The sequence below is a fragment of the Streptosporangium sp. NPDC049376 genome, from assembly GCF_044466505.1.
GTDB lineage: Bacteria > Actinomycetota > Actinomycetes > Streptosporangiales > Streptosporangiaceae > Streptosporangium.
The window spans coordinates 315513-338755 of record NZ_JBITMT010000006.1 but is presented as its reverse complement, the minus strand read 5'-3'; the positions used below and the strand labels follow the sequence as shown (position 1 = coordinate 338755).

Genomic DNA, 23243 nt, shown 5'->3' with positions numbered 1-23243 from the left:
GCGGGGCCGGTAAAATTACCTGGATGGAGCAAGCGCTGTGCCGATATCCACCTCGAATGGCATTCTTGCGACTATTGGACAAACGCCGCTCGTTCAACTCGACCGCCTGTTTCCCGAATTCCCCTCCCGGGTGTTCGCCAAGCTGGAGCGTTTCAACCCCGGCGGCAGCATCAAGGACCGCAGTGCGCTGAGCATGTTGTCGGCCGCGATTCGCTCGGGCGAGCTGGAGCCCGGCAGGTCGACGGTGGTTGAGTCCAGTTCCGGCAATCTCGCCGTCGGGATGGCGCAGCTCTGCCGCTACTTCGGATTACGGTTCATCTGCGTCGTCGACGCCAAGACCACTGAGCAGAACATCGCGATACTGAAAGCCTTCCAGGCCAAGGTCGAGGTGGTCGACGCGCCCGACCCGGAAACCGGCGAGTACCTGCCGCGCAGGATCCAGCGGGTGCGCGAACTGGTGGAGAGCATCCCGCACGCCTTCAACCCGGACCAGTACGGCAACCCGCTCAACTCATACGCGCACTACGAGACGATGCGGGAGATCGTGGAGGCCCTCGACGGCGAGGTCGACCACCTGTTCTGCTCCGTCAGCTCGTGCGGCACCCTGATCGGCTGCGCCGACTACGTCGGAGGCCACGGCCTGCCGATCACCATCACCGCGGTGGACGCCGTCGGCAGCATGATCTTCGACGGTCAGCGGCGTGGCCCGCGGCTGCTGCCGGGGCACGGCGCGGCCGTCCGGCCCGGCCTCTACCGCGAGGACGCCGCCGACCGGGTCGTCCACGTGTCCGACCTGGACTGCGTGGTCGGATGCCGCAAGTTGTCGAGCCGCGAGGCGATCCTCGCCGGCGGCTCGTCGGGCGCCACGGTCGCGGCGCTGCACGCGCTCCAGGCGGAGATCCCGCCGGGCTCCACCTGCGTGCTGGTGTTCCCCGACGGGGGCGACCGCTACCTGAACACCATCTACTCCGACGCCTGGGTGCGCAGCACCTTCGGAGAGGTCTCCCATCTGTGGAAGGACGGGGTGTGAACGTGCTGATCATCCGACACGACGAGGTGTGCGACATCCTGCGGGGCGCCGAGACCGCACTGCTGGAGATCGTGCGGGACACCTACCGCAGACACGACGAGGGCGCCACGGTGGTGCCGCACTCGACCTTCCTGCGCTTTCCCGGTGACAGGACCAACCGCATCATCGGCCTGCCGGCCTACGTCGGCGGCGAAAACGGCGAAGATCACGTGGCGGGCATCAAATGGGTGTCGTCCTTCCCCGCCAACCTGGAGGCGGGGCTCCCGCGCGCGAACGCGACGATCATCCTGAACTCGATGGAGACCGGCAGGCCCGAGGCGTTCGTCGAGGCCACGGCGATCTCCGCGACGCGCACGGCGGCCTCCGCCGCGGCGGCGGCGGAGCTGCTCGCCCCCCCACGGCTCGACGGCGTGTCCCTGATCGGCTGCGGCGTGATCAACTTCGAGACGCTGCGCTTCCTCGCCGCCGTCTTCCCGGACATCTCCGAGGTGACGCTCTTCGACGCCTCCCCACAGCGCGCGAAGGAGTTCGGCGAGCGGGTCGGATCGCTGCTGCCGGACGCCGAGGTGACGCTCGCCGCACACGTCGGCGAGGCGGTGGCGGCCGCCGACCTGCTGTCCATCGCGACCACCGCGATCGAACCGCACCTGACCCTGGCGGGCATCCGGCCGGGCGCGGTGGTCCTGCACATATCGCTGCGCGACATCGTCCCCGAGACGATCCTGTCGGCGCGCAACGTGGTCGACGACGTCGACCACGCGGTCCGTGAGCGCACCTCGCTGCACCTGGCCGAGCTGAGCGTCGGCGGACGCCCCTTCGTGCACGCCACCCTCGGCGGCCTGCTGCGCGCCACCGCGAGGGTCCCGGAGGACGAGCGGTCCCCGGTGATCTTCTCGCCGTTCGGGCTCGGCGCCCTCGACATCGCGGTCGCCCGCTTCGTCGCGGCGGAGGCCCGCAGGCGCGGGTACGGCGTGACCGTCGAGGACTTCCTGCCGAGGCCGGAGAAAACGGGCCTGTAGTGATTCCGGAATTCGAGATAGGACTGGGACGGGAGAGAGACGACATGAACGACCGATACCTCGTGGTGCTCAACGACGAGGAACAGTATTCGATCTGGTGGGCCGACCGGGACCTGCCCGCCGGATGGCGCGCCGAGGGGACCGAGGGCACCAGGGAGGAATGCCTGGCGCGCATCGAAGAGGTCTGGACCGACATGCGCCCGCTGAGCCTGAGGTGAGCGCGGCGGTGCGGTTCCTCGGCGATCTGGTGTGGCGGCAGGCCGCGGCCACCCCGGACGCGGTCGCGGTCGTCGACGGAGACACCGCGTTCACCTACGCGCAGCTGACCCGCCTGGCCGTCCGTCTGTCCCACCGGCTCCAGGACAGGGGGATCGGCCGCGGCCACATCGTCGGGATCGCCCTGCCCCGCGGCGCCGACTTCATCGTGGCGGTGCTGGCGACGTGGCGCAGCGGGGCGGCCTACCTGCCGATCGACCCCGGCCACCCGCGTGAGCGGCGAGAATGGATCCACCGGGACGCGGCGCCGTCGATCGTGCTGACCCCCGGCCTGTTCGACGCGGAGGCGGAGCCCCCGGAGGCGGAGCCGGCGGCGGTGTCCGGGACGGACGCCGCGTACGTGATCTACACCTCGGGTTCGACAGGACGGCCCAAGGGCGTCGTGGTCACCCACGAGGGCATCGCCAACCGGGTGCTGTGGACGGTCGAGACCCACCGGCTCGGCCCCGGCGACCGGCTGCTGCACAAGACGTCGGTGACGTTCGACGCGGCGGGCTGGGAGATGGTGGGCCCGCTGGTCTCCGGCGGCACCGTCGTCGTCGCGCCGCCGGGCGCGGAAGGCGACCCCGAGACGATCGTCCGGCTGGCCCGAAGCCACCGGGTCACCGTGCTCCAGGTCGTCCCCTCGCTGCTCAGACGGCTGGTCCGCGAGCCCGGCTGGACGGATCTCGGCGCGCTGCGGCTGCTGTTCTCCGCCGGCGAGCCCCTGCACGCGGAGCTGTGCCGCCGGGTCCGGCTGCCCGGGGTCGAGGTGTGGAACACCTACGGGCCGACGGAGTGCGCGATCGACGTGACGGCGCAGCCCGTCGACCCGGAGCAGACGACGGGCCAGATCCCGATCGGGCGGCCGATCACCGCCATGCGGGTGGTGGTGCTCGACCCCTCAGGAGGCCTGGTCCCGATCGGAATGCCCGGCGAACTGCACGTCGGCGGCCCCGGCGTCGCCCGGGGATACCTCGGCCGGCCCGGGCTCACCGCCGAGCGGTTCGTGCCCGACCCGTATGGCCCGGCCGGCGGGCGGCTCTACCGCACCGGAGACCTGGTCCGCTGGGACCAGAGCGGCACCCTGCACTACCTGGGACGGCTCGACGACCAGATCAAGGTCAACGGCGTCAGGATCGAACCGGCCGAGATCGAGGCCGTACTGGAACGGCATCCGGCGGTCAGCGCGGCCGTGGTGACCGCCACCGACAACGCCCTGGTCGCCCATGTCACGACCGAGGAGGAGATCAGCCCGGCACGGCTGCGCCTCTTCGCCCGCGAGAGCCTGCCCGACACCCACGTCCCGACCAGGTTCGTCATGCTCGACGAACTGCCGACGCTGCCCAGCGGCAAGGTGAACCGCGCGGCCCTGACGGTGCCGGCCGCCGAGGAGCGGAAGGAACTCCGGCCGCCGCGCACCGCGGCCGAGCGGAGGGTCGCGGACGTGTGGGCGGAACTGCTCGACATGGACGGCGGGGTCGGCGTGGACGACGACTTCTTCCAGCTCGGCGGGTCGTCGCTGCTGCTCACCAGGCTCGCCAACCTCCTGGACATCCCGCTGCCGGAGCTGTACGAGACGTCCACCGTGGCCGGGCAGGCCAAGCTGCTCGACGAACGCGCCGGCGTCGAACCGGTCCGTCCCGCCGAGCGGACGCCGACCATGGAGGTCTCCTTCGGGCAGCGGCGCCTGTGGCTGCTCGACCGCATCCAGCCGGGCAGCCCGGAATGGATCGCCCCGCTGTTCATCCGGCTGCCCGCCGAGGTGGAGGCCGCCACCGTCGCGAGGGCCCTGGAGGAACTCGGCCGACGGCACGAGGTGCTGCGCACCCGCTACGTCGCGCACGACGGCGAACCGCGTCAGGTCGTCGACGAGCACGTCGACGTCGAGCTCAGGATCGCCGACGGCGATCTCGGCACCCTGTTCGGCGAGCAACTCGCGCGCGGCTTCGACCTGGAGACCGGACCGGTCTGGCGGGCGATGCTGGCCAGGACGGACGGCGAACAGGTGCTCATGATCACTGTTCACCACATCGCCTGCGACGGCTGGTCCTCGGTGCTGCTCGACGCAGAACTCCGCGCGCTGTGCGCCGGACGCGAACTCCCCGCGACGGGGCTGCGGTACGCCGACTACGCGGCCTGGCAGCGCCGTACGCTGACCGATGACGTGCTCGCCGGGCACCTGGACCACTGGCGCGGCCACCTGGCCGGCGTGCCCGCGCTCGATCTGCCGACCGACCACCCGCGCCCGCCGCACCGCGACCACCGCGGCGCGATGGTCGTGTTCGAGGTTCCGGCGGAACTGGCCGGGGACCTGACCGAACTGGGCCGGCGGCACGGCACGACCCTGTCGGTCGCCCTGCTCACGGCCTGGGCCGCGCTGCTGTCCAGGTACAGCGGGCAGCGCGACTTCGCCGTCGGCCTGCCCGTCAGCGGGCGGGAACGCCCCGAGTTCGGAGACGTGGTCGGGTTCTTCCTCAACACCCTGGCGCTGCGGATGGACCTGACGGGCAACCCCTCCTTCGAGGAGGCGTTGCGGCGCGTCGGCGAGGTCAGCCGGGCCGGATTCGCGCACCAGGTGGTGCCCTTCGACCGCCTGGTCGAGGAACTGCAGCCGGAGCGCCACCTCTCCCGCACCCCCATCTACCAGGCCGCCTTCGACCTGCACGAGGTCGGCCACACCGACACCGAGCTGCACCCGGACGACGCCGCCCCGCTCGGCGAGGCGTGGCTGATCGCCAAGACCGACCTCAGCCTCCTCGCCCAGCACCGTCCCGACGGCTCGGTGCTCGCTTCGATCGAGTACGCCACCGCCCTGTTCGACAGGCACACCGCGGAACGGATGGCCGAGCGCTTCCTGCGCCTGCTGTCGAGTGTCACGGCCGAACCGGGCGTCCGGCTGTCGGCCGTCGACCTGCGCGAGGAGGAGGAACGACGGCGTCCGGTCCCCACCGCCGAGCCGCTCCCCGTCACCCGGTGCGTCCACGAGGTGTTCGAGGAGATGGCCGGGCGGACGCCCGAGGCCACCGCGGTGGTGTTCGAGGACACCTCGCTGACCTACGCCGAGCTCAACGCCCGCGCCAACCGGCTGGCCCGCCACCTGGCCGGGCGCGGCGCGGGGCCGGAGAAGCTGGTCGGCGTGTGCCTCGAACGAGGCCCCGACCTGCTGCCCACCCTGCTCGCGGTGCTGAAGACCGGGGCCGGATACCTGCCGCTCGACCCGGGGCAGCCGGCGGACAGGATCGCCTTCATCGTGGCCGACGCGGGAGCCGAGACGGTGGTGACCACGTCGGACCTGGCGGCGAAGGTGACCGGCGACCTCGTGCTGCTCGACGAGATCGACCCGGACGGATCCCCGGCCGACCTCGGCGTCGTCGTACGCCCGGACAACGTGATCTACGTGATCTACACCTCCGGCTCGACCGGCAGGCCCAAGGGCGTGGTGGTGACGCACGCCAACGTGCTTCGCCTGTTCACCGCCGCGGGACGCTACCAGGACTTCGGCGCGGACGACGTGTGGACTCTCTTCCACTCCTACGCCTTCGACTTCTCGGTCTGGGAGATGTGGGGCGCGCTGCTGCACGGCGGCCGTCTGGAGGTCGTGCCCCGCGAGACCGTCCGCGATCCGGACCGCTTCCTCACCCTCCTCACCGAACGGGGGGTCACGGTCCTCAGCCAGACCCCGTCGGCGTTCCGGCGGCTCGTGGCGTTCGCGGCGGCGGAGGACCCGCGCGTCGACCGGCTCGCCCTGCGCTCGGTCGTCTTCGGCGGTGAGAAGCTGGAGGTCGGCGAGCTGGGGCCGTGGATCCGCAGGCTCGGCGTCGACCGCCCACGTCTGGTCAACATGTACGGCATCACCGAGACCAGCGTCCACACCACCCACCGGCCGATCGGCACGGCCGACACCGGAAGCCCGATCGGCCTGCCCCTGGACGACCTGCGCGTCCACCTGCTCGACGAGTACGGCGGCGTGGCCCCCGACGGCGTACCCGGGGAGATGTACGTCGGAGGACCCGGCGTGGCCCGCGGGTATCTCGACCGGCCCGCGCTGACCGCCGCCAGGTTCGTTCCCGACCCGTTCGGCCCTCCGGGATCACGCCTGTACCGCAGCGGCGACCTGGCCAGGCGCAACCGCGACGGCGGCCTGGAGTTCCTCGGCCGGGCCGACGAACAGGTGAAGATCCGCGGCTACCGGGTCGAACTCGGCGAGATCCAGGCCGCGCTCCTCGACCAGCCGGGCGTCCGCGACGCCGTGGTGGTGCTGGGCGAGAACACGCTGGTCGGCTACGTCGAACCGGAGGGCGAGGAGATCGATCCGGGCGAGCTGAAGGCCGCGCTGGCCCGCCGCCTGCCCGACTACATGGTGCCGAGCGCGATCGTGCCGCTGGACCGGATCCCGCTGACGGCCAACGGCAAGCTCGACCGCGCGGCGCTGCCCGCGCCGGGGCGCGACGAGGTGGGCGCCGCCGAGTTCGTCGCCCCGCGTACGGCGGTCGAGACGTGGATCGCCAAGGTGTGGCAGGACCTTCTGGAGATCGACAAGGTCGGTGTGGGCGACGACTTCTTCGCCCTCGGCGGCAACTCCATCCTGGTACTGCGGATGATCGCCCGGGTCCAGGAGGAGTTCGACGTCGAACTCGGCGCGCGGGAGGTCTTCGAAAACCCCGGCCTGGTGCGGCTCGCCGGGCTGGTGGAGGCCAGGGTGCTCGCGGAGATGTCCGGTTCAGAGAGCTTCGAGATGGAGACACGATGACAGTGCGGCACCTGATCTCGGTCGACGATCTGTCCGACGGCGACATCAGGAAGATCGTGGCCCGGGGCGTCGAGTTCCGCGAGAGGGGCGCCGGAGCGGACCGGCCGCTGGCCGGAAGGATCGCCGGGATCTACTTCGGCAAGACCTCGACGCGGACCAGGACCGCGTTCACCGCCGGCACGCTGCGGCTCGGCGGGCAGGTCATCCCCCTCGGCCCGGGCGACCTGCAGACCAACACGGGCGAGTCGATCGAGGACACCGCGCGGGTGCTGGGCAGGATGCTGGACGTCTTCGTCATGCGCACCGCGGGCGATCCCGCCGAGATGCGGACGTTCGCCGAGGAGGACCGCATGGCGGTGATCAACGCGATGAGCGCCACCGAACATCCGACCCAGGCCCTGACCGACATCACCACGCTCCTGTGGCGCTTCGGCGGTGTCGAGGGGCTGCGCATCCTGTACGTCGGCGAGGGCAACAACACCGCCTCCGCACTTGCACTGGCGCTGAGCAGGTACCCCTCGGTCCGGCTCGAACTGCGCACCCCGCCGGGCTACGGCCTGGCTGACGACATCCTCGCCCGCGTCGATCCCGAGGTGGTCACCGAACGGCACGACATGGACGACCTGCCCAAGGGGGTGAACGTCGTCTACACCACGCGCTGGCAGACCACGGGCACCACCAAGCCGGACGCGAACTGGCGGGAGATCTTCGCGCCGTTCCAGGTCACCACCGCCCTGTGGGAGGACAGCCCGCAGGCCGTGTTCATGCACGACCTGCCCGCGCACCGGGGCGAGGAGGTCACCCCCGAGGTGATCGACGGCAAGCACAGCATCGCCTTCGACCAGGCGGAGAACAAGCTGCACAGCGCCATGGCCGTACTGGAGTGGTGCCGCGTGGAGGACGGCGGCCGATGACCGCGCAGACGCTGGACGCCGTCCTCGGCGATCCGTGGGACGAGGCCAATCCGCTCGGTTTCGCCGCGGTGCTCGACGCCGACGAGCGGGGGGAGCTGCTCGCCCCCGGTGAGGCCGCGCTGGACGACGTCCGGCTCGCCGCGGAGTTCGTGCCGAGGTCGCTGGGCGGCCGGCTGGTCCAGGTGAACGGGCTGGTCCAGCCGATGCGGGCGATCTTCAGGCGTGACCCGACGCTGGGGCTCGGCTACGGCATCACCAGTTTCATCGCCGCCGTTCCCGTCTGGACGGACGGTGACGACGGGCAGCGGCGCTGGCTGGCCGATCTGCTGCTGCGCGGGGAACGCGCGGCGGCGGCGTTCACCGAGCTCGCCCACGGCGCGGACTTCACCAGGGTCGCGCTGCGGGCCGAGCCCCGGCCGGACGGGTTCCTGGTCAACGGCGCGAAACAGCTGATCAACAATATCGGGCGCGCACGCGCGGTCACCCTGTTCGCCCGCACCGACGACCAGCCCGGCAGTCGCAGTCACTCCACGCTGCTGCTGGACATGGCCGCCCTGCCACCCGAGACCGTTCGTGTCCTGCCGCGCTTCCCCATCTCGGGACTCAGGGCGAGCCTGCTCGCCGGCGTGGAGTTCACGGACTGCCCGGTTCCCGCGCCGAACCTGCTGGGCAGGCTCGGCGCGGGCCTGGAGACCTCGCTGCGCGCCTTCCAGGTGACACGTACGGCACTGCCCGCGATCGTCGTCGGCGTCCTCGACACGCAACTGCGCCTGGTGACCGGCTTCGCCGGTGAACGGGTGCTCTACGGACGGCCGGTGGCCGACATCCCCCAGGTGCGGGACGGCCTGACCGGCGCCTTCGCCGACCTGCTGGTCTGCGACGCCTTCAGCGCCGTCGTCGGCCGGGCCCTGCACCTGCTGCCGGAGCAGACCAGCGTGGCCGCCGCGGCGAGCAAGTACGTGGTGTCCACCCTGATCGAGGCGGCGGCCTACGACCTGTCGGTTCTGCTGGGAGCGCGCTCCTACCTCCGGGAGGGTCCCTACGGGCTGTTCCAGAAGTACCAGCGTGACCTTTCGGTGACCTCCCTCGCGCACGCCAGCGAGGCGGCCTGCCTGTCCACGATCATTCCGCAGCTGCCGCGGCTCGCCCGGCGGAGCTGGCTGCGGGCCGAGCCCGCCCCACCGGAGCTGTTCGAGCTCGACGACGAGCTGCCCGAGCTCGACTTCGGCCGGCTCGTCGTCGACGCCAGGGGCACGGACTCCCTCAGCACCGCGCTGGTCCTGGCCGACGCGCCGGAACTGGCGGAGCTGCGGGCGCTCTTCCTCGCCGAGCTCACCGCGCTGCGCGCGAGCTGCGTCGACCTGCCGCCGGGGGAGCGTACGGTGTCGGCGTCGGCGGGCACCTTCGCGCTGGCCGAACGTTACAGCCTGGTGCTCGCCGCCGCCGCGTGCGCCGGAGTGTGGGCCGCCCGACGCGATCCGGTCACCACGGCCTGGCTGGTCGTGGCGCTCGGCCGGCTGGCCGACCGGCTCGGCCTGCCGCACTCGCCGCCGCCCGCGGACGCCGGGCGGGTGCTGTTCGCCGAACTGGTACGCCGGCACGAGCGGTCACTGACGTTCGACCTCTCCGGACATCCGCTTTCCCGGCACGGCGGCTGACGCCGACGTGAGCTGCCCCCTCCGCGGGCAGCTGTGGCCGCAGCCACCGGCTGGCTTCGCACGGAGCAACACGGGGCACCAACCCCGCGCGTCCGCTACTTCGTCGGTACTCGGCGCCCTCGTCATGTTGTCCATCATCTCGATCCCTCCACGCGCTGTCTCTGCGGCCTGTACCACTCTCCTGCCGGTAGCTGGCTGCACTTCTCCCATGGGTCCAAGGGCCCGGTCGACCACCTCCCGGCCGGGCTCGGTGCTTGTGCGGCGGCTGTCACCAGGGACTTCGTCCTCTGCCGTCATTCGGCTGCCGGGCGTCCCGGCGGGGACCGTTACGGGGTTCCGCCGGGTGCCTCCGTCGCCTGCAGGAAGCGCACAACGGCGATCACCCGCCGGTGGTCGGTGTCGGCAGGGGCCAGCCCGAGCTTGGTGAAGACGTTGTTGACGTGCTTCGCTATCGCGCTCTCGCTGACCGTGAGCGCGGCGGCGATCCCGGAGTTGGACCTGCCCTGCGCCATCTGCCCGAGCACCTCCAGCTCGCGTGGCGTCAGTGTCTTCAGCGGGTCGCGGTTGCGGCGGCGCGCGAGCACCTGGGAGACCACCTCGGGGTCGAGGACCGCTCCGCCCTCCGCCACCTGCCGTACGGCCTGCACGAACCCGTTGATGTCGACGATCCGGTCCTTGAGCAGGTAACCGATGCCCGCCATGTCCCCGGACAGCAGGTCGGTGGCGTAGCGCTCCTCCACGACCTGGGACAGCACCAGCAGCGCGAGCCCGGGCCGCTCCCTGCGAAGGGTGAGCGCGGCCCGCAGTCCCTCGGTGGTGTGGGTAGGCGGCATCCGCACATCGATGATCACCAGGTCGGGTGACGACCGCTCGACCGCCTCCATCAGCTGGTGCGCGTCACCGACCGCCGCGACGACCTCGATCCCGCCGGCCTCAAGTATCCGGGTGATGCCCTCCCGCAGCAGCACGGAGTCCTCGGCGATTGCCACGCGCACGGTTTCTCCCCACATCACGCTGCGCCAGCAGTACACGAGCCGACCCACTCTAACGCGCCACGGCCTCCTCCATCAGATCATGATCCGCAAGTTGTCCCTCCCGCACGGGGAAAGTGATCTGTCGCTCCTGTACCGGTCGCAGTACGCTGAGACCCGCATCCGGCATCCAGGCACTGTCCGGCACACAAGGCGTTCGACGCTCGCGTCCTTCGACGGTCGCGGGCAGGAGGAATCCGTGCACGTGACTCGTGAACGACGGGGATCGCGCCCGCTCTGGCTGGCCGTCGGCGGGACCGTGTTCGCCTTCACCGTCCTGGCGTGCGTGGTGACCCTGCTGTCCTGGCTCGGCAGGCAGTCGGAGACGCAACGGCAGGAGTATCGCCGGCCGGCCCGGCTGCAGATCGACGTGGCCGACACGCAGGTCGTCCTGCACGCGTCCTACTCCGGCACCGTGGAGGTCGAGCGGTGGCTGGCGTGGTCCTCCGGCAAGCCCGTCGCCGACGAGGTGTGGCAGGGCGACACGCTGCGGCTGAGCCTGGACTGCCCGTCCACGCCGCACCTGCCCGGGTGCTCGACGGCCTACCACATCTGGGTGCCCGCAGACCTCTCCCTGGCGGTGACCACGTCGTCGGGGGAGGTGAGGCTGGAGAACCTGAGCGGCACGATCCGGGTCGACACGGACTCGGGCAACGTGGAGGGCACCGGTCTCGGGGCCGCCGACGTCACCGTGACCGGCGGATCCGGCGATCTGCGACTGGGCTTCACCGGGGTGCCCCGTCACGTCGTGGCGCGGATGTCCTACGGCGACGTCACGATCGGGCTGCCCAGGGGGCGCGCCTACAACGTGCGTGCCACGGCCGTCGAGGGACACAGGAACATCGGGGTCCGCCAGGATCCCGGTGCGCCGACCACGATCGAGGCGAGTACCGCCTATGCCGACGTCACCGTCAGGAACGCCTCCGATGTCCCCTGAGCAGGACCGTGGCGAGAACGCCACCTTCGAACGCCACGGTCTCGCGAGCCTGTCACGCGCGGTTCTGCGGGCACCTCTGACGGCCAGGACCTGGATGGCGGTACTGCACCTGGCGGCGGGGCTGCCCGTCGGGCTGCTCGGCTTCTTCGTCCTCGGTGTGCTCTGCGTGCTCACCATGAGCCTGTCGCTGTCCATCGTGCTGGCGGTGCTGGCGGTTGTGGCGCAGGCCGCGCTGCTGGCATGCGTCCGCGCCTGCAGCACGATCCAGCGTTCCCGGTTCACCGCGCTGCTCGGGGTGGACATCCCGTTCACGCGGCGGCCCGTCGCCGGAGGCTGGTTCGGCCGGGTGATGAGCGAGGCGCGCAGGGAGTCGACCTGGCGGCAGCTCTGCTACCACCTGATCGCCCCGCTGATCGGCGGTGTCGGTTTCGCCGCGACGGCCGTGACCGCGGCGGCCGCGCTGACCTTCACCACGGCGCCGCTGTGGGCCTGGTTCGCCGAGAGCGGGTTCGGCTGGCACCTCGGCGAACCGCTCACCCTGCTCGGGCTGACGGCGGGAGGGGCGGCCGCGCTCTTCGCCGCGCCCTGGGTCGCCCGCGCGGCCGTCGCCATCGACGTGAGCGCCGCGATGGCGCTGCTGGGCAGCGCGCGGGAGAAGGAGCTGGTGGAGAGCAGGGCGGGGCTGCTGGCGGCGATCGAGGCCGAACGCCGCAGGATCGAGCGGGACCTGCACGACGGCACCCAGCAGAGGCTGACCGCGATGGCCGTGAAGCTGGCCATCGCCGGGCAGACACTGACCGACCTTCCCGAACCGGCGCTGCGCGCGATCAACGAGGCGCAGGAGGAGGCCACGCAGGCGCTGGCCGAACTGCGTGACCTCATCCGCGGCCTGCATCCGGCGGTGTTGGACGACCTCGGCCTCAACGCGGCGCTGTCCGGTGTGGTCGGCCGCTCACCCATCCCGGTCGAGCTCACCGTCGACCTGCCCGGCCGGTTACCGCCGCCCATCGAGTCGATCGCGTACTTCGTGGTGTCGGAGGCCCTGACGAACGTGTCCAAGCATTCGGGAGCCGACAGGGTCGAGGTGGCCGTCAACAAGCACGGTGACTGGCTACACGTGCGCATCGCCGACAACGGGCGCGGGGGTGCCGTCGTGGGCACCGGTAGTGGGCTGCGTGGGCTCGGCCAGCGGGTCGCGTCCGCGGACGGGGCGTTCGCCATCGACAGCCCGGCCGGGGCGGGAACGACGATCAAGGTCGATCTGCCGTGCGAGGTTTCTTACTGAACAATAACTATTACTGACTTGCGCGACATGGGCTTGTAATTCATGGCAAACTACCCAAAGTGGGTCGAGATATGGAGGCATGGCACACAAACGGGGTAAACGCTTCGACTGTGGGGGCACAGAATGGCGTTGATCAGTCCTGCTCAAAATCTGCGGTTTCATCTGCTCGGACCGATAGAGGTATGCGATGAATCGGGTTCCGTCAAGCTCAGCGCGTCGAAGATGCGGACGCTCCTGGCCACGCTTTTACTGGCAAGGTCGCGAATAGTCTCAGACTCGCGAATCGCGGCGATGCTGTGGGGAGAGCATCCACCCGCGACCTCGGAGGCGCAGATTCAGATCTATGTGTCAAGGCTCCGTCAGAAGCTTGGCATTCAGATTATGCGTCAGCGGCCTGGATACATTCTTGAGGCCGACCCCGCCAGGGTCGACCTGATGGAGTTCGAGCGACTGGCCAAAGAAGGCAGAAGGCTTCTCGACGTCGGCGTGCCGCACGAGGCGGCCGCCGCCCTGACCCGGGCACTCGCCCTCTGGCGGGGCCCCGCGCTGGCCGGCGCGACCGACCTCCTGACCAACGCGGAACGCCCACAGCTCGAAGAGGCCAGGCTCGCCACACTGGAGGACCGGATCGACGCCGATCTGGCCGCCGGCAGGCACGCCGAGCTGAGCTCCGAGCTGACCGGTCTCGTCGCGCTCAACCCGTGGCGGGAGCGCCTGCGCGGCCAGCTCATGCTCGCCCTGTACCGGAGCGGCCGACAGGCCGAGGCGATGACCTCCTACCAGGAGCTCCGGCGGCTGCTCGCCGACGACCTGTCCATCGACCCCAGCAACGACCTGCAGGAACTGTTCATGCGGGTGCTGGCCGCCGACCCCGCCCTCAACCCGCCGCCCGCCGCAGACGAGGCCTCCGCACGCCCGGCCGTCGTCACCGCGGTGCGTCCCGCCCAGCTGCCGCCGGACGTCGCGGACTTCACGGGCCGTTCCCACGAGATCACCTACCTGTCCACGATCCTGCAGCGGTGCGGGTCGAACTCGTCGATCACCGGATGCGTCATCAGCGGGATGGCCGGGGTCGGCAAGACCGCGCTCGCCGTACACGTCGCGCACCTGTGCCAGGACAGCTATCCGGACGGCCAGCTCTACGTCGACCTGCGCGGACTCTCCTCGCCCGCGGTCACTCCGTTCGACGCGCTCGGCGGCATGCTCCAGTCCCTCGGCGTGGACGGCGCCGCGATCCCGCCGAACCTCGACGAACGGGTGAAGCTCTACCGCAGCAGGCTGATCCGCCAGCGGGTGCTCGTGGTGCTGGACAACGCCTTCAGTGAGGAACAGGTCCGTCCGCTGCTGCCCACCGGCCGTGGGTGCGGGGTCCTGGTGACGGGACGGGCGCGGCTGGCGGCCCTTGAGGGTGTGCCGCTGCTCGACCTGGTCGTGCTGGACCCCTGCGAGGCGATGACCATGCTCGGCCGCATCGTCGGCGAGGACCGCATGAGGTCCGAGCTGGAGAAGGCCGGCCGGATCGTCGAGCTGTGCGGTTACCTGCCGCTGAGCATCAGGATCGCCGGCGCCCGGCTGGCGACCAAACCCCATTGGAAGCTGGCCCAGCTGGCCAGGCTGCTCGACGTCCAGCATCGCCGCCTGGACGAGCTGCGGATAGCCGACACGAACGTCAGGGCCAGCCTGCTCCAGAGTTACCAGGGCCTCTCCTCTCCGGTCAGACGCGCCTTCCACCTCCTGGCGCTGCCCGACGTGTCGCACTTCGCGCTGTGGACGGCCGCGGTCGTCCTCGACGCGAAGGTGGCCGAGGCACGGAGCCTGGTCGAACAGCTGGTCGACGCCAGGCTGCTCGACAGCGTCCCGACCTCCGGGGAGATGTCGGCCCAGTACCACTTCCACGACCTGGTCCGCGCGTTCGCCCTGGAGCGCGCCGCGATGGAGGAACCCCCGCGTGAGCGGCGCGCCGCGCTCACCCGGGTCACGGGTGTGTCCCCCTGGCCGAACTGGGTCGGAGTTCCCTGTACCTAATGCCACCAAAAGTCGGGCACTGCCTTCCGTGACCGGGCACTCGTCTGTTGCGAGCCTGGTCACATGATTGCTCGGCTAGGAAGTTTCTGTTTCCGGTTCCGCTGGTGGACGCTGGTCCTCTGGCTGCTCGTCGTGGGTGTGGGTTTCGGCTCGGTGGGGCCGCTGTTCGCTTCCCTGGCGGCGAACCGGGCACCGCAGGGCACCGAGTCCGATGTGGCGCTTCAGACACTGGCCGACGGACGGGACCGGGGCGGTCAGCTCGTGGCACTGCTGGACGGCGTCGACCCCGGCACCTCGCGGGCCGGGGAGGCCGTTCGGCGGGCCTCCGACGACATCCGCGGCCTCGCCGGTGTCAGGGAGGTGGGAAAGCCGCTCATCGCCCCCGACGGCCGTGGCATGGCCATCACCGTCACCCTGGAGAAGATGGACTACCAGCGGGGCGACCCCCTGATGGACAAGGCGGCCGAACGCCTGCGGGCCATGACGAAGGAGCTGCCGGGGGCGAAGGTCGGCATCGGTGGCCAGGACATGATCGACAGGGGCACCGACGAGACCTCCCAGGCCGATCTGAACTGGGCCGAGATGCTGGCGTTGCCGCTCACGCTGGTGGTGCTGGTCCTCGTGTTCGGCGGCGTCGCCGCGGCGATGCTGCCCGTGCTCGGCGCGGTGGTCACCATCTTCGGGGCGTTCGCCGGTGTGCTGGCCTTCACCTCCTTCATCGCGATGGACACCACCGTCATCAGCGTGGTCACGCTGATGGGCCTCGGCCTGTCCATCGACTACGGCCTGCTGCTGGTGGCCAGGTACCGGCAGGAACTGGCCGACGGTCACGTGCCGGCCGAGGCGGTCAGACGGACCTGGGCCACGGCAGGCCGGACCATCGTCTTCAGCGGCCTGACGGTCGTCGCCACCCTGAGCGGTCTGCTGGTCTTCGACGTTCCCCGGCTCCAGACCCTCAGCGTCGCGGGCTTGACCTCCACCCTGATCGCGCTGCTGGCCGCGCTGACGCTGACGGGCGCGCTGATCGGCCTCCTCGGCAGGCGGATCAAGCCGGCGAAGGCCAAGCCCGCTGACGGCGCCGAGCGAGGACTCTTCGCCAGGCTCGGCCACTTCACACAGCGCAGGCCCGCCCTGGTCATCCTGGGTGCCCTGACGGTCCTGCTGGCCGCCGCCGCCCCCCTGCTCACCGTCAGGGTGGCCCAGCCCAACCTGGCCGGTCTGCCCCGCAGCATGGAGGCGGTGCGGGTCGCCGACGAGCTGGCCGACCGCTACAGGCAGAGCGTGAACCCGTCGGTCATGGTGGTCTCCCGCGCCGACAAGGCGACCCTCACCGAGTGGGCGGCCAAGTGGCGCGGGGATCCCGCCGTGTCCGCCGTCCGGCCGGTCGTGACGGAGGGACCGGGACTGACCTCCGTGGTCATGGACACGCGCGCGGACTCGCAGAGCGAGGCGGCGCAGGACCTGGTACGGCGGATCCGCGCGGACCGGCCGCCGGGGGCCGAGTCGTGGGTCGCGGGTGAGGCCGCCGTACTGATCGACCTGGTCCGCGAGACCCTCGACGACCTGCCGCAGGCCGTCCTCATCCTGGTCGGGTCGGTGCTCCTGCTGCTGTTCCTGATGACCGGATCGCTGCTGATCCCCCTGAGCGCGCTGGTGATGACCCTGTTGTCGCTGGCGGCCACCTTTGGGGTGATGACCCTGCTGTTCCAGCACGGCGTGCTGGCCGATCCGCTGAACACGCTGACCCTGCCGGGACTGAGCCCGTACGTGTTCCTCGTGGTCTTCGTCTTCGCGTTCGCCTTCTCCACGGACTACGAGGTGTTCCTGCTGGGCCGGATCAAGGAGAACGTCGACGACGGCCTGGACAACGACACCGCGGTACGGCGCGGCCTGCAGGGCAACGGCCGCGTCATCACCTGCGCCGCGCTGCTGATGCTGATCGTGTTCGCCAGCTTCGGCACCGCCGAGCTCAGCGACATCGAGCAGCTGGGAATCGGCCTGTTCGTCGCGGTGCTCATCGACGCCACCGTGGTCCGATGCCTGCTCGTGCCGGCGGTGATGACCCTGTTCGGCTCGGCCAACTGGTGGGCTCCCCGCCCGCTGCGCCGGTTCCACGCCCGTTTCGGCCTGCGTGAGACCGAGACCCTTGCCCCGAGGCCCGAGGATCTTCACCGGTCGCCGGCGCACGGTGGCGTGACAAGGATCCGGGTCCGAGTCCGTCACGACGTTCGTTGAGAGGTTTGTCCTGCTCCGACCCGGGCAAGCCGCTCAGAGAGCCTCGGCGTTCTCCCAGGTCAGGGCAGAAACTTGGATACTCATCATTCGAGGACTTCCCGTGACGGACGTGACACCACATAGGACCGGCTTCTTCACCGACACGAGCATCTGTATCGGCTGCAAGGCCTGTGAGGTGGCCTGCAAGGAGTGGAACGACGTGCCCGACGACGGGTTCGTCTTCAGGGCGACCTCCTACGACAACACCGGCAGCCTGGGCGCCGACACCTGGCGTCATGTGGCGTTCATCGAACGTCCTCGCCCGGCCTCTGAGGACGGTGACGGCGACGGCCTTGAGGGCTGGCTGATGTCGTCCGACGTGTGCAAGCACTGCACGCACGCCGCCTGCCTGGACGTCTGCCCGACCGGGGCGCTGTTCCGCACCGAGTTCGAGACGGTCGTCGTGCAGGCGGACGTGTGCAACGGCTGCGGCTACTGCGTGCCCGCCTGCCCGTACGGTGTGATCGCCCGGCGCGAACCCGACGGCAGGGCCTTCAAGTGCACGATGTGCTACGACCGCCAGCTCGGCGGCCTGGAACCCGCCTGCGCCAAGGCCTGCCCGACCGACTCCATCCAGTTCGGGCCGCTCGACGAGCTACGGGCCAGGGCCGAGGAACGCGTGAGGAGCCTGCACGAGCAGGGCAGGACGGAGGCCCGCCTGTACGGTGCCAGCCCCGACGACGGTGTCGGCGGTGACGGCGCCTTCTTCCTGCTGCTCGACGAGCCCGAGGTGTACGGCCTGCCACCGGACCCGGTGGTCACGACGAGGGACCTTCCGCAGATGTGGCGGTGGGCGGCGGGCGCCGCGCTTTCCCTCACCGGCGTCGTCGCCCTGTCCTTCCTGGGCGCCTGCGCAGGCCGGGGCCTCCAGGGCCGGGGCCCCTCGGACCGAGGGCTCCTGAACCGGGGCCTCCCGGGCCGGAGTCTCCTGGCGTGGGGCCCCCTGGAGCGGGGGAGGGGCAGGTGAGGCGCGGGGAGGAGCCGATGGTGCCCGAGGCCGGGTTCCGGTCCTACTACGGGCAGCCCATCATCAAAGCCCCTGTCTGGCACGAACCGCACATGCCGGTCTACCTGTACCTCGGTGGCCTGTCCGGCGCCGCCGCCACGATGGCCGCCGTCGCCGGGCTCGCGGGAACCCCCAGGCTCGCCCTCACCGCCAGGGTGACCGCCGCGCTCGGCGCCGCCGCGGGCGCCGGGTTCCTGGTCGCCGAGCTGGGCAGGCCGGAGCGCTTCCTCAACATGCTGCGCGTGTTCAAGCCGACCTCCCCGATGAGCATGGGCTCGTGGATCCTGGCCGCGCACAGCGGGGCGACCGGGCTGGCCGCCGCCTCGGCGCTGGCCCCCCTGCTGCCCGCCCGGCGGACCCCCGCCTTTCTGCGCGCCCCCGCCGTCGCGGCCGTACTGCCCGTCGCGGGCGACGCCTCCGCCGCCGCCGCGGTGATCACCGGCCCGCTGATGGCGACCTACACCGCCGTCCTGCTCGCCGACACCGCCGTACCCGCCTGGCACGAGGCGCGTAAGGAACTGCCGTTCCTGTTCGCCGGGAGCGCGCTGGCCAGCGCGGGAGCCGCGGGCATGCTGACCACCCCGAGGGCGGCCGCGGCCCCGGCCAGGGCCATGGGCGCACTCGGGGCCGCCGTCGAGACGGCCGCGGGCGCGCTGATGGAGCGGCGGCTCGGGCTGGTCGGCGAGCCGTACCGGACGGGGGAGGCGGGGCGCAGGATGCGCGTGGCCCGCGCCCTGACGGTCGGCGGCGGGCTGCTGGCCGTCGTGGCGGGACGCAGCCGTGTCCTGACCGCGCTGTCCGGCGCCGCCCTCACCGCGGGCGCGCTGTACACCCGTTTCGGCCTGCTCGCGGCGGGCCGGGCCTCGGCCGCCGACCCCAGGTACACCGTCGTCCCCCAGCGCCTGCGCCTGGAGGCGGGCCAGGCGGCCTCGGTCCCCGCCGGTTCCTGAGCCCGTTCGGATCCGTGGGGTCGAAGCCCGCCTGGCCCTTCGAAGCCGTGCGGGTCCTCTGATCCCCTGAGACCTGCACGCCTTCGGGTGCCGGGAGGCCCGGAACCGTCCGCGTGCTCAGCGCAGCCGTACGGCCGTGCCGTCGAAGACCGTCAGCTCACCGACGACCGGCGCGCCCGGCACCTCCCCGGCGACGAGCAGGCCGCCGGAGGTCTGGGCGTCGGCCAGCAGCAGCACGTCCTCCTCGTCCAGGCCTCCGGGGTCCAGGTGCGGTTCCACCCACGCCAGGTTGCGGCGGGTGCCACCGCTGACGTAACCGTCCCGCACCGCCTGACGCGCCCCCTCCAGGTACGGCACCGCCGCCGCGTCGATCACGGCCGTCACACCGCTCGCCCTGGCCAGCTTGTACAGGTGCCCCAGCAGACCGAAGCCGGTCACGTCGGTCGCGCACTCGACGCCCGCGGCGAGCGCCGCCCGTGAGGCGTCCCGGTTGAGCGTCGTCATCGCCGCGACGGCCTGCGGGAAGACCTCACCGGTCGCCTTGTGCCTGCTGTTGAGCACGCCGACCCCGAGCGGCTTGGTCAGCGACAGCGGCAGGCCCGGCCGTCCGGCGTCGATGCGCAGCAGCCGCGCGGGGTCGGCCAGGCCGGTGACGGCCATGCCGTACTTGGGCTCCGGGTCGTCCACGCTGTGGCCGCCCGCCACGTGGCAGCCCGCCGCCCGTGCCACGTCCAGGCCGCCGCGCAGGACCTCCTTGGCCAGGTCCATCGGCAGCACGTCCCTGGGCCAGCACAGCAGGTTGACGGCCACCAGCGGGTCTCCGCCGACCGCGTAGACGTCCGACAGGGCGTTGGTCGCGGCGATCCGCCCCCAGTCGTAGGGGTCGTCGACCACGGGGGTGAAGAAGTCGGCGGTCGCCACGACCGCCCGGCCGCCCTCGACGCGGACCACGGCGGCGTCGTCGCCGTCGTCGAGCCCGATGAGCAGGTCGTCCGGCCGGTCGCCGGACAGCAGCCCGGCGACCACGGCCTCAAGCTCGCCTGGCGGGATCTTGCAGGCGCAGCCGCCTCCGTGGGCGTACCCCGTAAGCCGGGGCCTGCCCGTGTCCGATGTCTCCGCTCCCGTTTCCGGGAGGATGCCGGGTCCCGCTGCCATCTACGTCTCCTCCGGTCGGCCGCCGACGGTCGCGAGGGGACACCGTGAACCTTCATGACCCTTCGTGTCCGCTCGCCTCCCGGCGGTCCTACCCGTCCGCGGGTATGTTCTCCCTTGGAGGCGTCTGGGTGCCTGGTGGACCCCCCGGTCTTCAAAACCGGTGAGGCCGAGGTCCTCGGCCTGGCGGGTTCGATTCCCGTCCGCCTCCGCTCCTCCGTCCCGCCCCCGTCTGGCCGCTCGTACCTTTTGCGCGTACGCTATGACCAAATGACCGAAGGAGTCATAGCTTTGGCAATCGCGTTCACCACCGAGGAGAAGGCACGTATCACCCGCGTGCTGCTCGACGCCGGTGAGGAGCTGTTCACCACGCAAGGCCTGAGGAAGACCTCGCTGGAGGAGCTCGTCGCCCCGGCGGGTATCGCCAAGGGCAGCTTCTACTCCTTCTTCGACTCCAAGGAGTCGCTGTACCTGGAGATCATGCTCCGTCGCGCCCCGACGGTGGCCGCCCGCATCTCGGCGGCCCTCGACGACCCGCCGGGAGAGGAGGGCCTGGTCGCCGTCATGCGCGCCATCACCGGCGTGCTCACCGGAGACCCCCTCTACCGGCGGCTCCTCACCCGGCCGGACGAACTGGAGACGGTGACCCGGCGTGTCGGCCCCGAGCAGATCGCCCGCGTCGCCCCACAGGTCGTCACGCCGCTGCTCGACTACCTGGCCGCGGGACAGCGCTCGGGTGTCGTGGTCGCGGACATTCCGCCGGAGACGCTCGTCGGAGTGATCCGCGGCGTCGGTCTCATCGTTCTCAACCGCGACCGGTTCGGCCCCGCCTACGAGGCGGTGCTCGAAGCCACCATCAGGACTCTGGCAAGGGGAATGCTGACATGAGCGTTCTGGACAAATACGCGAACATGGCCGGAATGACCGACGAGGCGTGGAGGCGTCACGCCAATCCGTGGAGCGTCTGGACCCGGTTCGCCGCCATGCCGCTGGCGATCACGGCGATCTGGAGCCGTACCTGGATCGGCTGGTGGTCGCTGGCGCCGCTGGCGCTGGTCGTCCTGTGGCTGTGGGCCAACCCGCACGCCTTCCCGCCGATCACCAGGCCGACCGCCTGGTCCTCCATGGGCATCTACGGCGAACGCCTGTGGATGCGGGACCGCTCCCGCACGCCCTCTGGGTTCGCGGTCGCCCAGCGGGTCTGGACCGTCGGCGGCCTCGCCGGACTCGCCCTGCTGGTGTGGGGGCTGATCGCCCTGGAGATCTGGCCGACCGTGTTCGGCCTGGCCCTCATCGTGTACGGCCAGCTCTGGCGCATCGACCGGCTGGGCGTCCTCTACAACCAGACGCGCCCCTCCGAGGTGGGCGAGGCCACGGGAACCGCGTAACCGACGTTCGCCGGGAGATCGGAGGGTCAACGGGCCGATCTCCCGGCGGCGGACCGGTTTGGCACCGGTCGTGAGTTCTGGCGTGGCCGGGTCTACCGAGCCGGGGGCGACGCGGGCGGGGTTTCGCCGGTCACGCCGTGGTCGCGCCGGTCCCTCGTCACGACGCCTTGCGGCTCAGGGTTCCGACGAGGGTGCGGATGTAGGCGCCGGAGGCGGTCCTGGACTGGTAGTGGTAGGTGGCGCTGGTGACGGTGGTGCTGCCCGCGGCGCATCGGGGGTTGAGCAGGGTGGCGGTCCCGCCGGGGCGGGGGGCGTCGCCGGAGCTGGGGGCTACGGTCCAGGTGTAGCCGCGCTTGGAGGCGGTGCCGGTGCCGGCGAAGGCCTTCGGCTGTCCGGCGTAGATGTCGTCGACGTTGCCGCCGATGACCGCCAGGCCCCCCTTGGGCAGCAGGGGAACCACGCCGCCGGGCACGACGGAGACCCGGCGCTTGACGGAGGTGCCGCTGTTGCCGTTCCAGAACGTGGCCCGCGCCGAGCCGGAGAAGCCCGAGGTGAGGGCGGCCGAACGCCAGTCGGCCTGGTGGCCACCACAGCCGGGGCCCTCACCGGCCGCCTGGGCGGTACTGAAGGGCGCCTTCGTGACGGCGGGAAGGGCGGCGGCCTGGGCGGGCGATATGAGAGCGGGCGTACCGGCCAGTGCGACGAGGGCGGTGGCCAGCGACAGAACAGACAGATGGCGCATAGGAAGCTCCTTTGAACGGACGTGCCCCCAGCCGCCGGGATGCGGTGTCGTGGGGGCGACGGCAACCTATCGCCACGGAAGGTAGTCGTGTGATTACGATAGGGAAATGGCCGGTTCAGGTCACCCGCTTGAGTCGGAGCCTCGGCTGTCGTCCGTGTGCATCCCCCGCCGCGGCGGATCGAGCCGGAGAACCACTCGCGCTGACCGGTTTCGTCGGCGGTGTCCGGAGGCGGCTTTCCGGTGCGGTGGCGTGGAGGGGTCGTCATCTCCCGGCACGGTTGAGACGTTGATCACAGGTTCCGATTCGTTGTCCTCTGCGGTGGAAATTTTCCAGTCGCTCGCCACGTCGTGGTCGTCGGCCGTTTGTGTGAGAGTTCGTACGGGGCCATCCGGGGTGAATCTGCCGGAATCCGTCCTTGTGCCATTCGACGGGCCGGTTAAAGATCATACGGATAGAGCTGGATTTCGGGGGCGCAGAAGGAAATTTGACCTTCCACGGGAAGCTCCGACCTGCGATTCGTGATTTCGATCAGAAGTATGTCCTTCCCTACTCTGATCTCTACTATTGAATCATCGCCGTCGTCGAATCGGATAACCGAACCCGCAATTATGGTGGCAGTCCCTGCTCCGGTGGCCTCCGAAAGGGAAGTAGTGTCTGAGGAGGCGAAAGTCCATTCTGTGACCTCTTCTGGCACTTCGATCTCTATATCGAAGTGCCCTGGTTTTGCAGGGCGCTTTCCCATCCATCGGCCGGACGCGGTGCCGGACTCGCATCTGAATTGTACGATTCCTTGCGCCGGGTCCAGGACCTGCAGGATTTCCAC

At 70.8% G+C, this 23243-nt stretch carries 18 protein-coding genes, 1 tRNA gene and 1 pseudogene; 16 read left to right on the top strand and 4 right to left on the bottom strand.

Translation table 11 applies throughout. The features are described 5' to 3' along the window. The first annotated feature begins 37 nt into the window (after positions 1 to 37). From sbnA to ACIBVQ_RS19455, 6 genes are read left to right on the top strand one after another with little or no spacing between them, the layout of a single operon-like run. Positions 38 to 1030, top strand: a complete 993-nt coding sequence (gene sbnA, locus ACIBVQ_RS19480) for a 2,3-diaminopropionate biosynthesis protein SbnA (RefSeq protein WP_352012705.1) — start codon at positions 38 to 40, stop codon at positions 1028 to 1030. 2 nt (positions 1031 to 1032) lie between these two features. After that, positions 1033 to 2049 carry a 2,3-diaminopropionate biosynthesis protein SbnB gene (sbnB, locus tag ACIBVQ_RS19475; RefSeq protein WP_399178937.1) on the top strand — a complete coding sequence of 339 codons (1017 nt, stop codon included), beginning with the start codon at positions 1033 to 1035 and terminating at the stop codon, positions 2047 to 2049. A gap of 44 nt (positions 2050 to 2093) precedes the next feature. Next, positions 2094 to 2267: an MbtH family protein gene (locus ACIBVQ_RS19470; protein ID WP_352012703.1), complete on the top strand. Its 174-nt coding sequence runs from the start codon at positions 2094 to 2096 to the stop codon at positions 2265 to 2267. Continuing rightward, entirely contained in the window at positions 2264 to 7057 is a 4794-nt protein-coding gene (locus ACIBVQ_RS19465) for an amino acid adenylation domain-containing protein (protein WP_399178935.1), read from the top strand. The genes ACIBVQ_RS19470 and ACIBVQ_RS19465 overlap by 4 nt, the downstream gene beginning before the upstream one ends. Then, positions 7054 to 7971, top strand: a complete 918-nt coding sequence (locus tag ACIBVQ_RS19460; RefSeq protein WP_362772022.1) for an ornithine carbamoyltransferase — start codon at positions 7054 to 7056, stop codon at positions 7969 to 7971. The genes ACIBVQ_RS19465 and ACIBVQ_RS19460 overlap by 4 nt, the downstream gene beginning before the upstream one ends. Beyond that, complete coding sequence (locus ACIBVQ_RS19455) at positions 7968 to 9629, top strand: acyl-CoA dehydrogenase (protein WP_399178933.1); 1662 nt, start codon at positions 7968 to 7970, stop codon at positions 9627 to 9629. The genes ACIBVQ_RS19460 and ACIBVQ_RS19455 overlap by 4 nt, the downstream gene beginning before the upstream one ends. Before the next feature lie 326 nt (positions 9630 to 9955). Here ACIBVQ_RS19455 and ACIBVQ_RS19450 read toward each other — a convergent pair whose 3' ends face one another. Continuing rightward, a complete protein-coding gene (locus tag ACIBVQ_RS19450; RefSeq protein WP_352012699.1) occupies positions 9956 to 10624 on the bottom strand; it encodes a response regulator transcription factor in 669 nt (222 codons plus the stop codon). Positions 10625 to 10859: 235 nt separating this feature from the next. Here ACIBVQ_RS19450 and ACIBVQ_RS19445 point away from each other — a divergent pair, with 235 nt between their 5' ends. The 7 genes and pseudogenes from ACIBVQ_RS19445 to nrfD all read left to right on the top strand — a co-directional run bounded on the left by ACIBVQ_RS19445 (position 10860) and on the right by nrfD (position 19137). Further along, positions 10860 to 11597 (top strand): DUF4097 family beta strand repeat-containing protein, encoded by a 738-nt coding sequence (locus tag ACIBVQ_RS19445; RefSeq protein ID WP_399178930.1) that lies wholly within the window; start codon positions 10860 to 10862, stop codon positions 11595 to 11597. Further along, positions 11587 to 12882 (top strand): histidine kinase, encoded by a 1296-nt coding sequence (locus ACIBVQ_RS19440; protein WP_362917080.1) that lies wholly within the window; start codon positions 11587 to 11589, stop codon positions 12880 to 12882. The genes ACIBVQ_RS19445 and ACIBVQ_RS19440 overlap by 11 nt, the downstream gene beginning before the upstream one ends. Before the next feature lie 123 nt (positions 12883 to 13005). Further along, positions 13006 to 13245, top strand: a pseudogene (locus ACIBVQ_RS19435) (winged helix-turn-helix domain-containing protein); the annotation flags it as partial. Positions 13246 to 13263: 18 nt separating this feature from the next. Continuing rightward, positions 13264 to 14907 (top strand): BTAD domain-containing putative transcriptional regulator, encoded by a 1644-nt coding sequence (locus tag ACIBVQ_RS19430; RefSeq protein ID WP_352012715.1) that lies wholly within the window; start codon positions 13264 to 13266, stop codon positions 14905 to 14907. 63 nt (positions 14908 to 14970) lie between these two features. Continuing rightward, positions 14971 to 17142, top strand: coding sequence for an MMPL family transporter (locus tag ACIBVQ_RS19425; RefSeq protein ID WP_399178928.1), 2172 nt, complete (start codon positions 14971 to 14973; stop codon positions 17140 to 17142). 100 nt (positions 17143 to 17242) lie between these two features. Beyond that, complete coding sequence (locus ACIBVQ_RS19420; protein WP_399178927.1) at positions 17243 to 18148, top strand: 4Fe-4S dicluster domain-containing protein; 906 nt, start codon at positions 17243 to 17245, stop codon at positions 18146 to 18148. Continuing rightward, the gene (nrfD, locus tag ACIBVQ_RS19415; RefSeq protein WP_362917074.1) at positions 18145 to 19137 is read left to right on the top strand and encodes an NrfD/PsrC family molybdoenzyme membrane anchor subunit; all 993 of its coding nucleotides are present in this window, start codon (positions 18145 to 18147) and stop codon (positions 19135 to 19137) included. Before ACIBVQ_RS19420 ends, nrfD begins: the two co-directional genes overlap by 4 nt. Before the next feature lie 117 nt (positions 19138 to 19254). Here nrfD and selD read toward each other — a convergent pair whose 3' ends face one another. Beyond that, positions 19255 to 20292, bottom strand: coding sequence for a selenide, water dikinase SelD (selD, locus tag ACIBVQ_RS19410; protein ID WP_362917072.1), 1038 nt, complete (start codon positions 20290 to 20292; stop codon positions 19255 to 19257). A 116-nt stretch (positions 20293 to 20408) separates the two neighbouring features. Here selD and ACIBVQ_RS19405 point away from each other — a divergent pair. The 3 genes from ACIBVQ_RS19405 (at position 20409) to ACIBVQ_RS19395 (ending at position 21677) form a co-directional block, all read left to right on the top strand. After that, positions 20409 to 20501 (top strand) — tRNA-Sec (locus tag ACIBVQ_RS19405). Positions 20502 to 20580: 79 nt separating this feature from the next. Beyond that, positions 20581 to 21177, top strand: coding sequence for a TetR/AcrR family transcriptional regulator (locus ACIBVQ_RS19400; protein WP_362917070.1), 597 nt, complete (start codon positions 20581 to 20583; stop codon positions 21175 to 21177). Next, entirely contained in the window at positions 21174 to 21677 is a 504-nt protein-coding gene (locus ACIBVQ_RS19395; protein ID WP_399178924.1) for a DUF6653 family protein, read from the top strand. Before ACIBVQ_RS19400 ends, ACIBVQ_RS19395 begins: the two co-directional genes overlap by 4 nt. Positions 21678 to 21834: 157 nt before the next feature. On the opposite strand, the gene ACIBVQ_RS19390 is transcribed toward ACIBVQ_RS19395, so the two are convergent. Both ACIBVQ_RS19390 and ACIBVQ_RS19385 read right to left on the bottom strand, forming a co-directional pair. Further along, positions 21835 to 22419, bottom strand: coding sequence for a hypothetical protein (locus ACIBVQ_RS19390; protein ID WP_399178922.1), 585 nt, complete (start codon positions 22417 to 22419; stop codon positions 21835 to 21837). A gap of 437 nt (positions 22420 to 22856) precedes the next feature. Then, positions 22857 to 23243: a hypothetical protein gene (locus ACIBVQ_RS19385; RefSeq protein ID WP_399178921.1), complete on the bottom strand. Its 387-nt coding sequence runs from the start codon at positions 23241 to 23243 to the stop codon at positions 22857 to 22859.

What these genes read in the sequence shown, in the direction of transcription:
- ACIBVQ_RS19470 (WP_352012703.1), top strand. Translation starts at nt 2,094, where the DNA reads ATGAACGACCGATACCTCGTGGTGCTCAACGACGAGGAACAGTATTCG.
- ACIBVQ_RS19460 (WP_362772022.1), top strand. Translation starts at nt 7,054, where the DNA reads ATGACAGTGCGGCACCTGATCTCGGTCGACGATCTGTCCGACGGCGAC.
- ACIBVQ_RS19455 (WP_399178933.1), top strand. Translation starts at nt 7,968, where the DNA reads ATGACCGCGCAGACGCTGGACGCCGTCCTCGGCGATCCGTGGGACGAG.
- ACIBVQ_RS19440 (WP_362917080.1), top strand. Translation starts at nt 11,587, where the DNA reads ATGTCCCCTGAGCAGGACCGTGGCGAGAACGCCACCTTCGAACGCCAC.
- ACIBVQ_RS19430 (WP_352012715.1), top strand. Translation starts at nt 13,264, where the DNA reads ATGCGTCAGCGGCCTGGATACATTCTTGAGGCCGACCCCGCCAGGGTC.
- ACIBVQ_RS19425 (WP_399178928.1), top strand. Translation starts at nt 14,971, where the DNA reads ATGATTGCTCGGCTAGGAAGTTTCTGTTTCCGGTTCCGCTGGTGGACG.
- selD (WP_362917072.1), bottom strand. Translation starts at nt 20,292, where the DNA reads ATGGCAGCGGGACCCGGCATCCTCCCGGAAACGGGAGCGGAGACATCG.
- ACIBVQ_RS19395 (WP_399178924.1), top strand. Translation starts at nt 21,174, where the DNA reads ATGAGCGTTCTGGACAAATACGCGAACATGGCCGGAATGACCGACGAG.
- ACIBVQ_RS19390 (WP_399178922.1), bottom strand. Translation starts at nt 22,419, where the DNA reads ATGCGCCATCTGTCTGTTCTGTCGCTGGCCACCGCCCTCGTCGCACTG.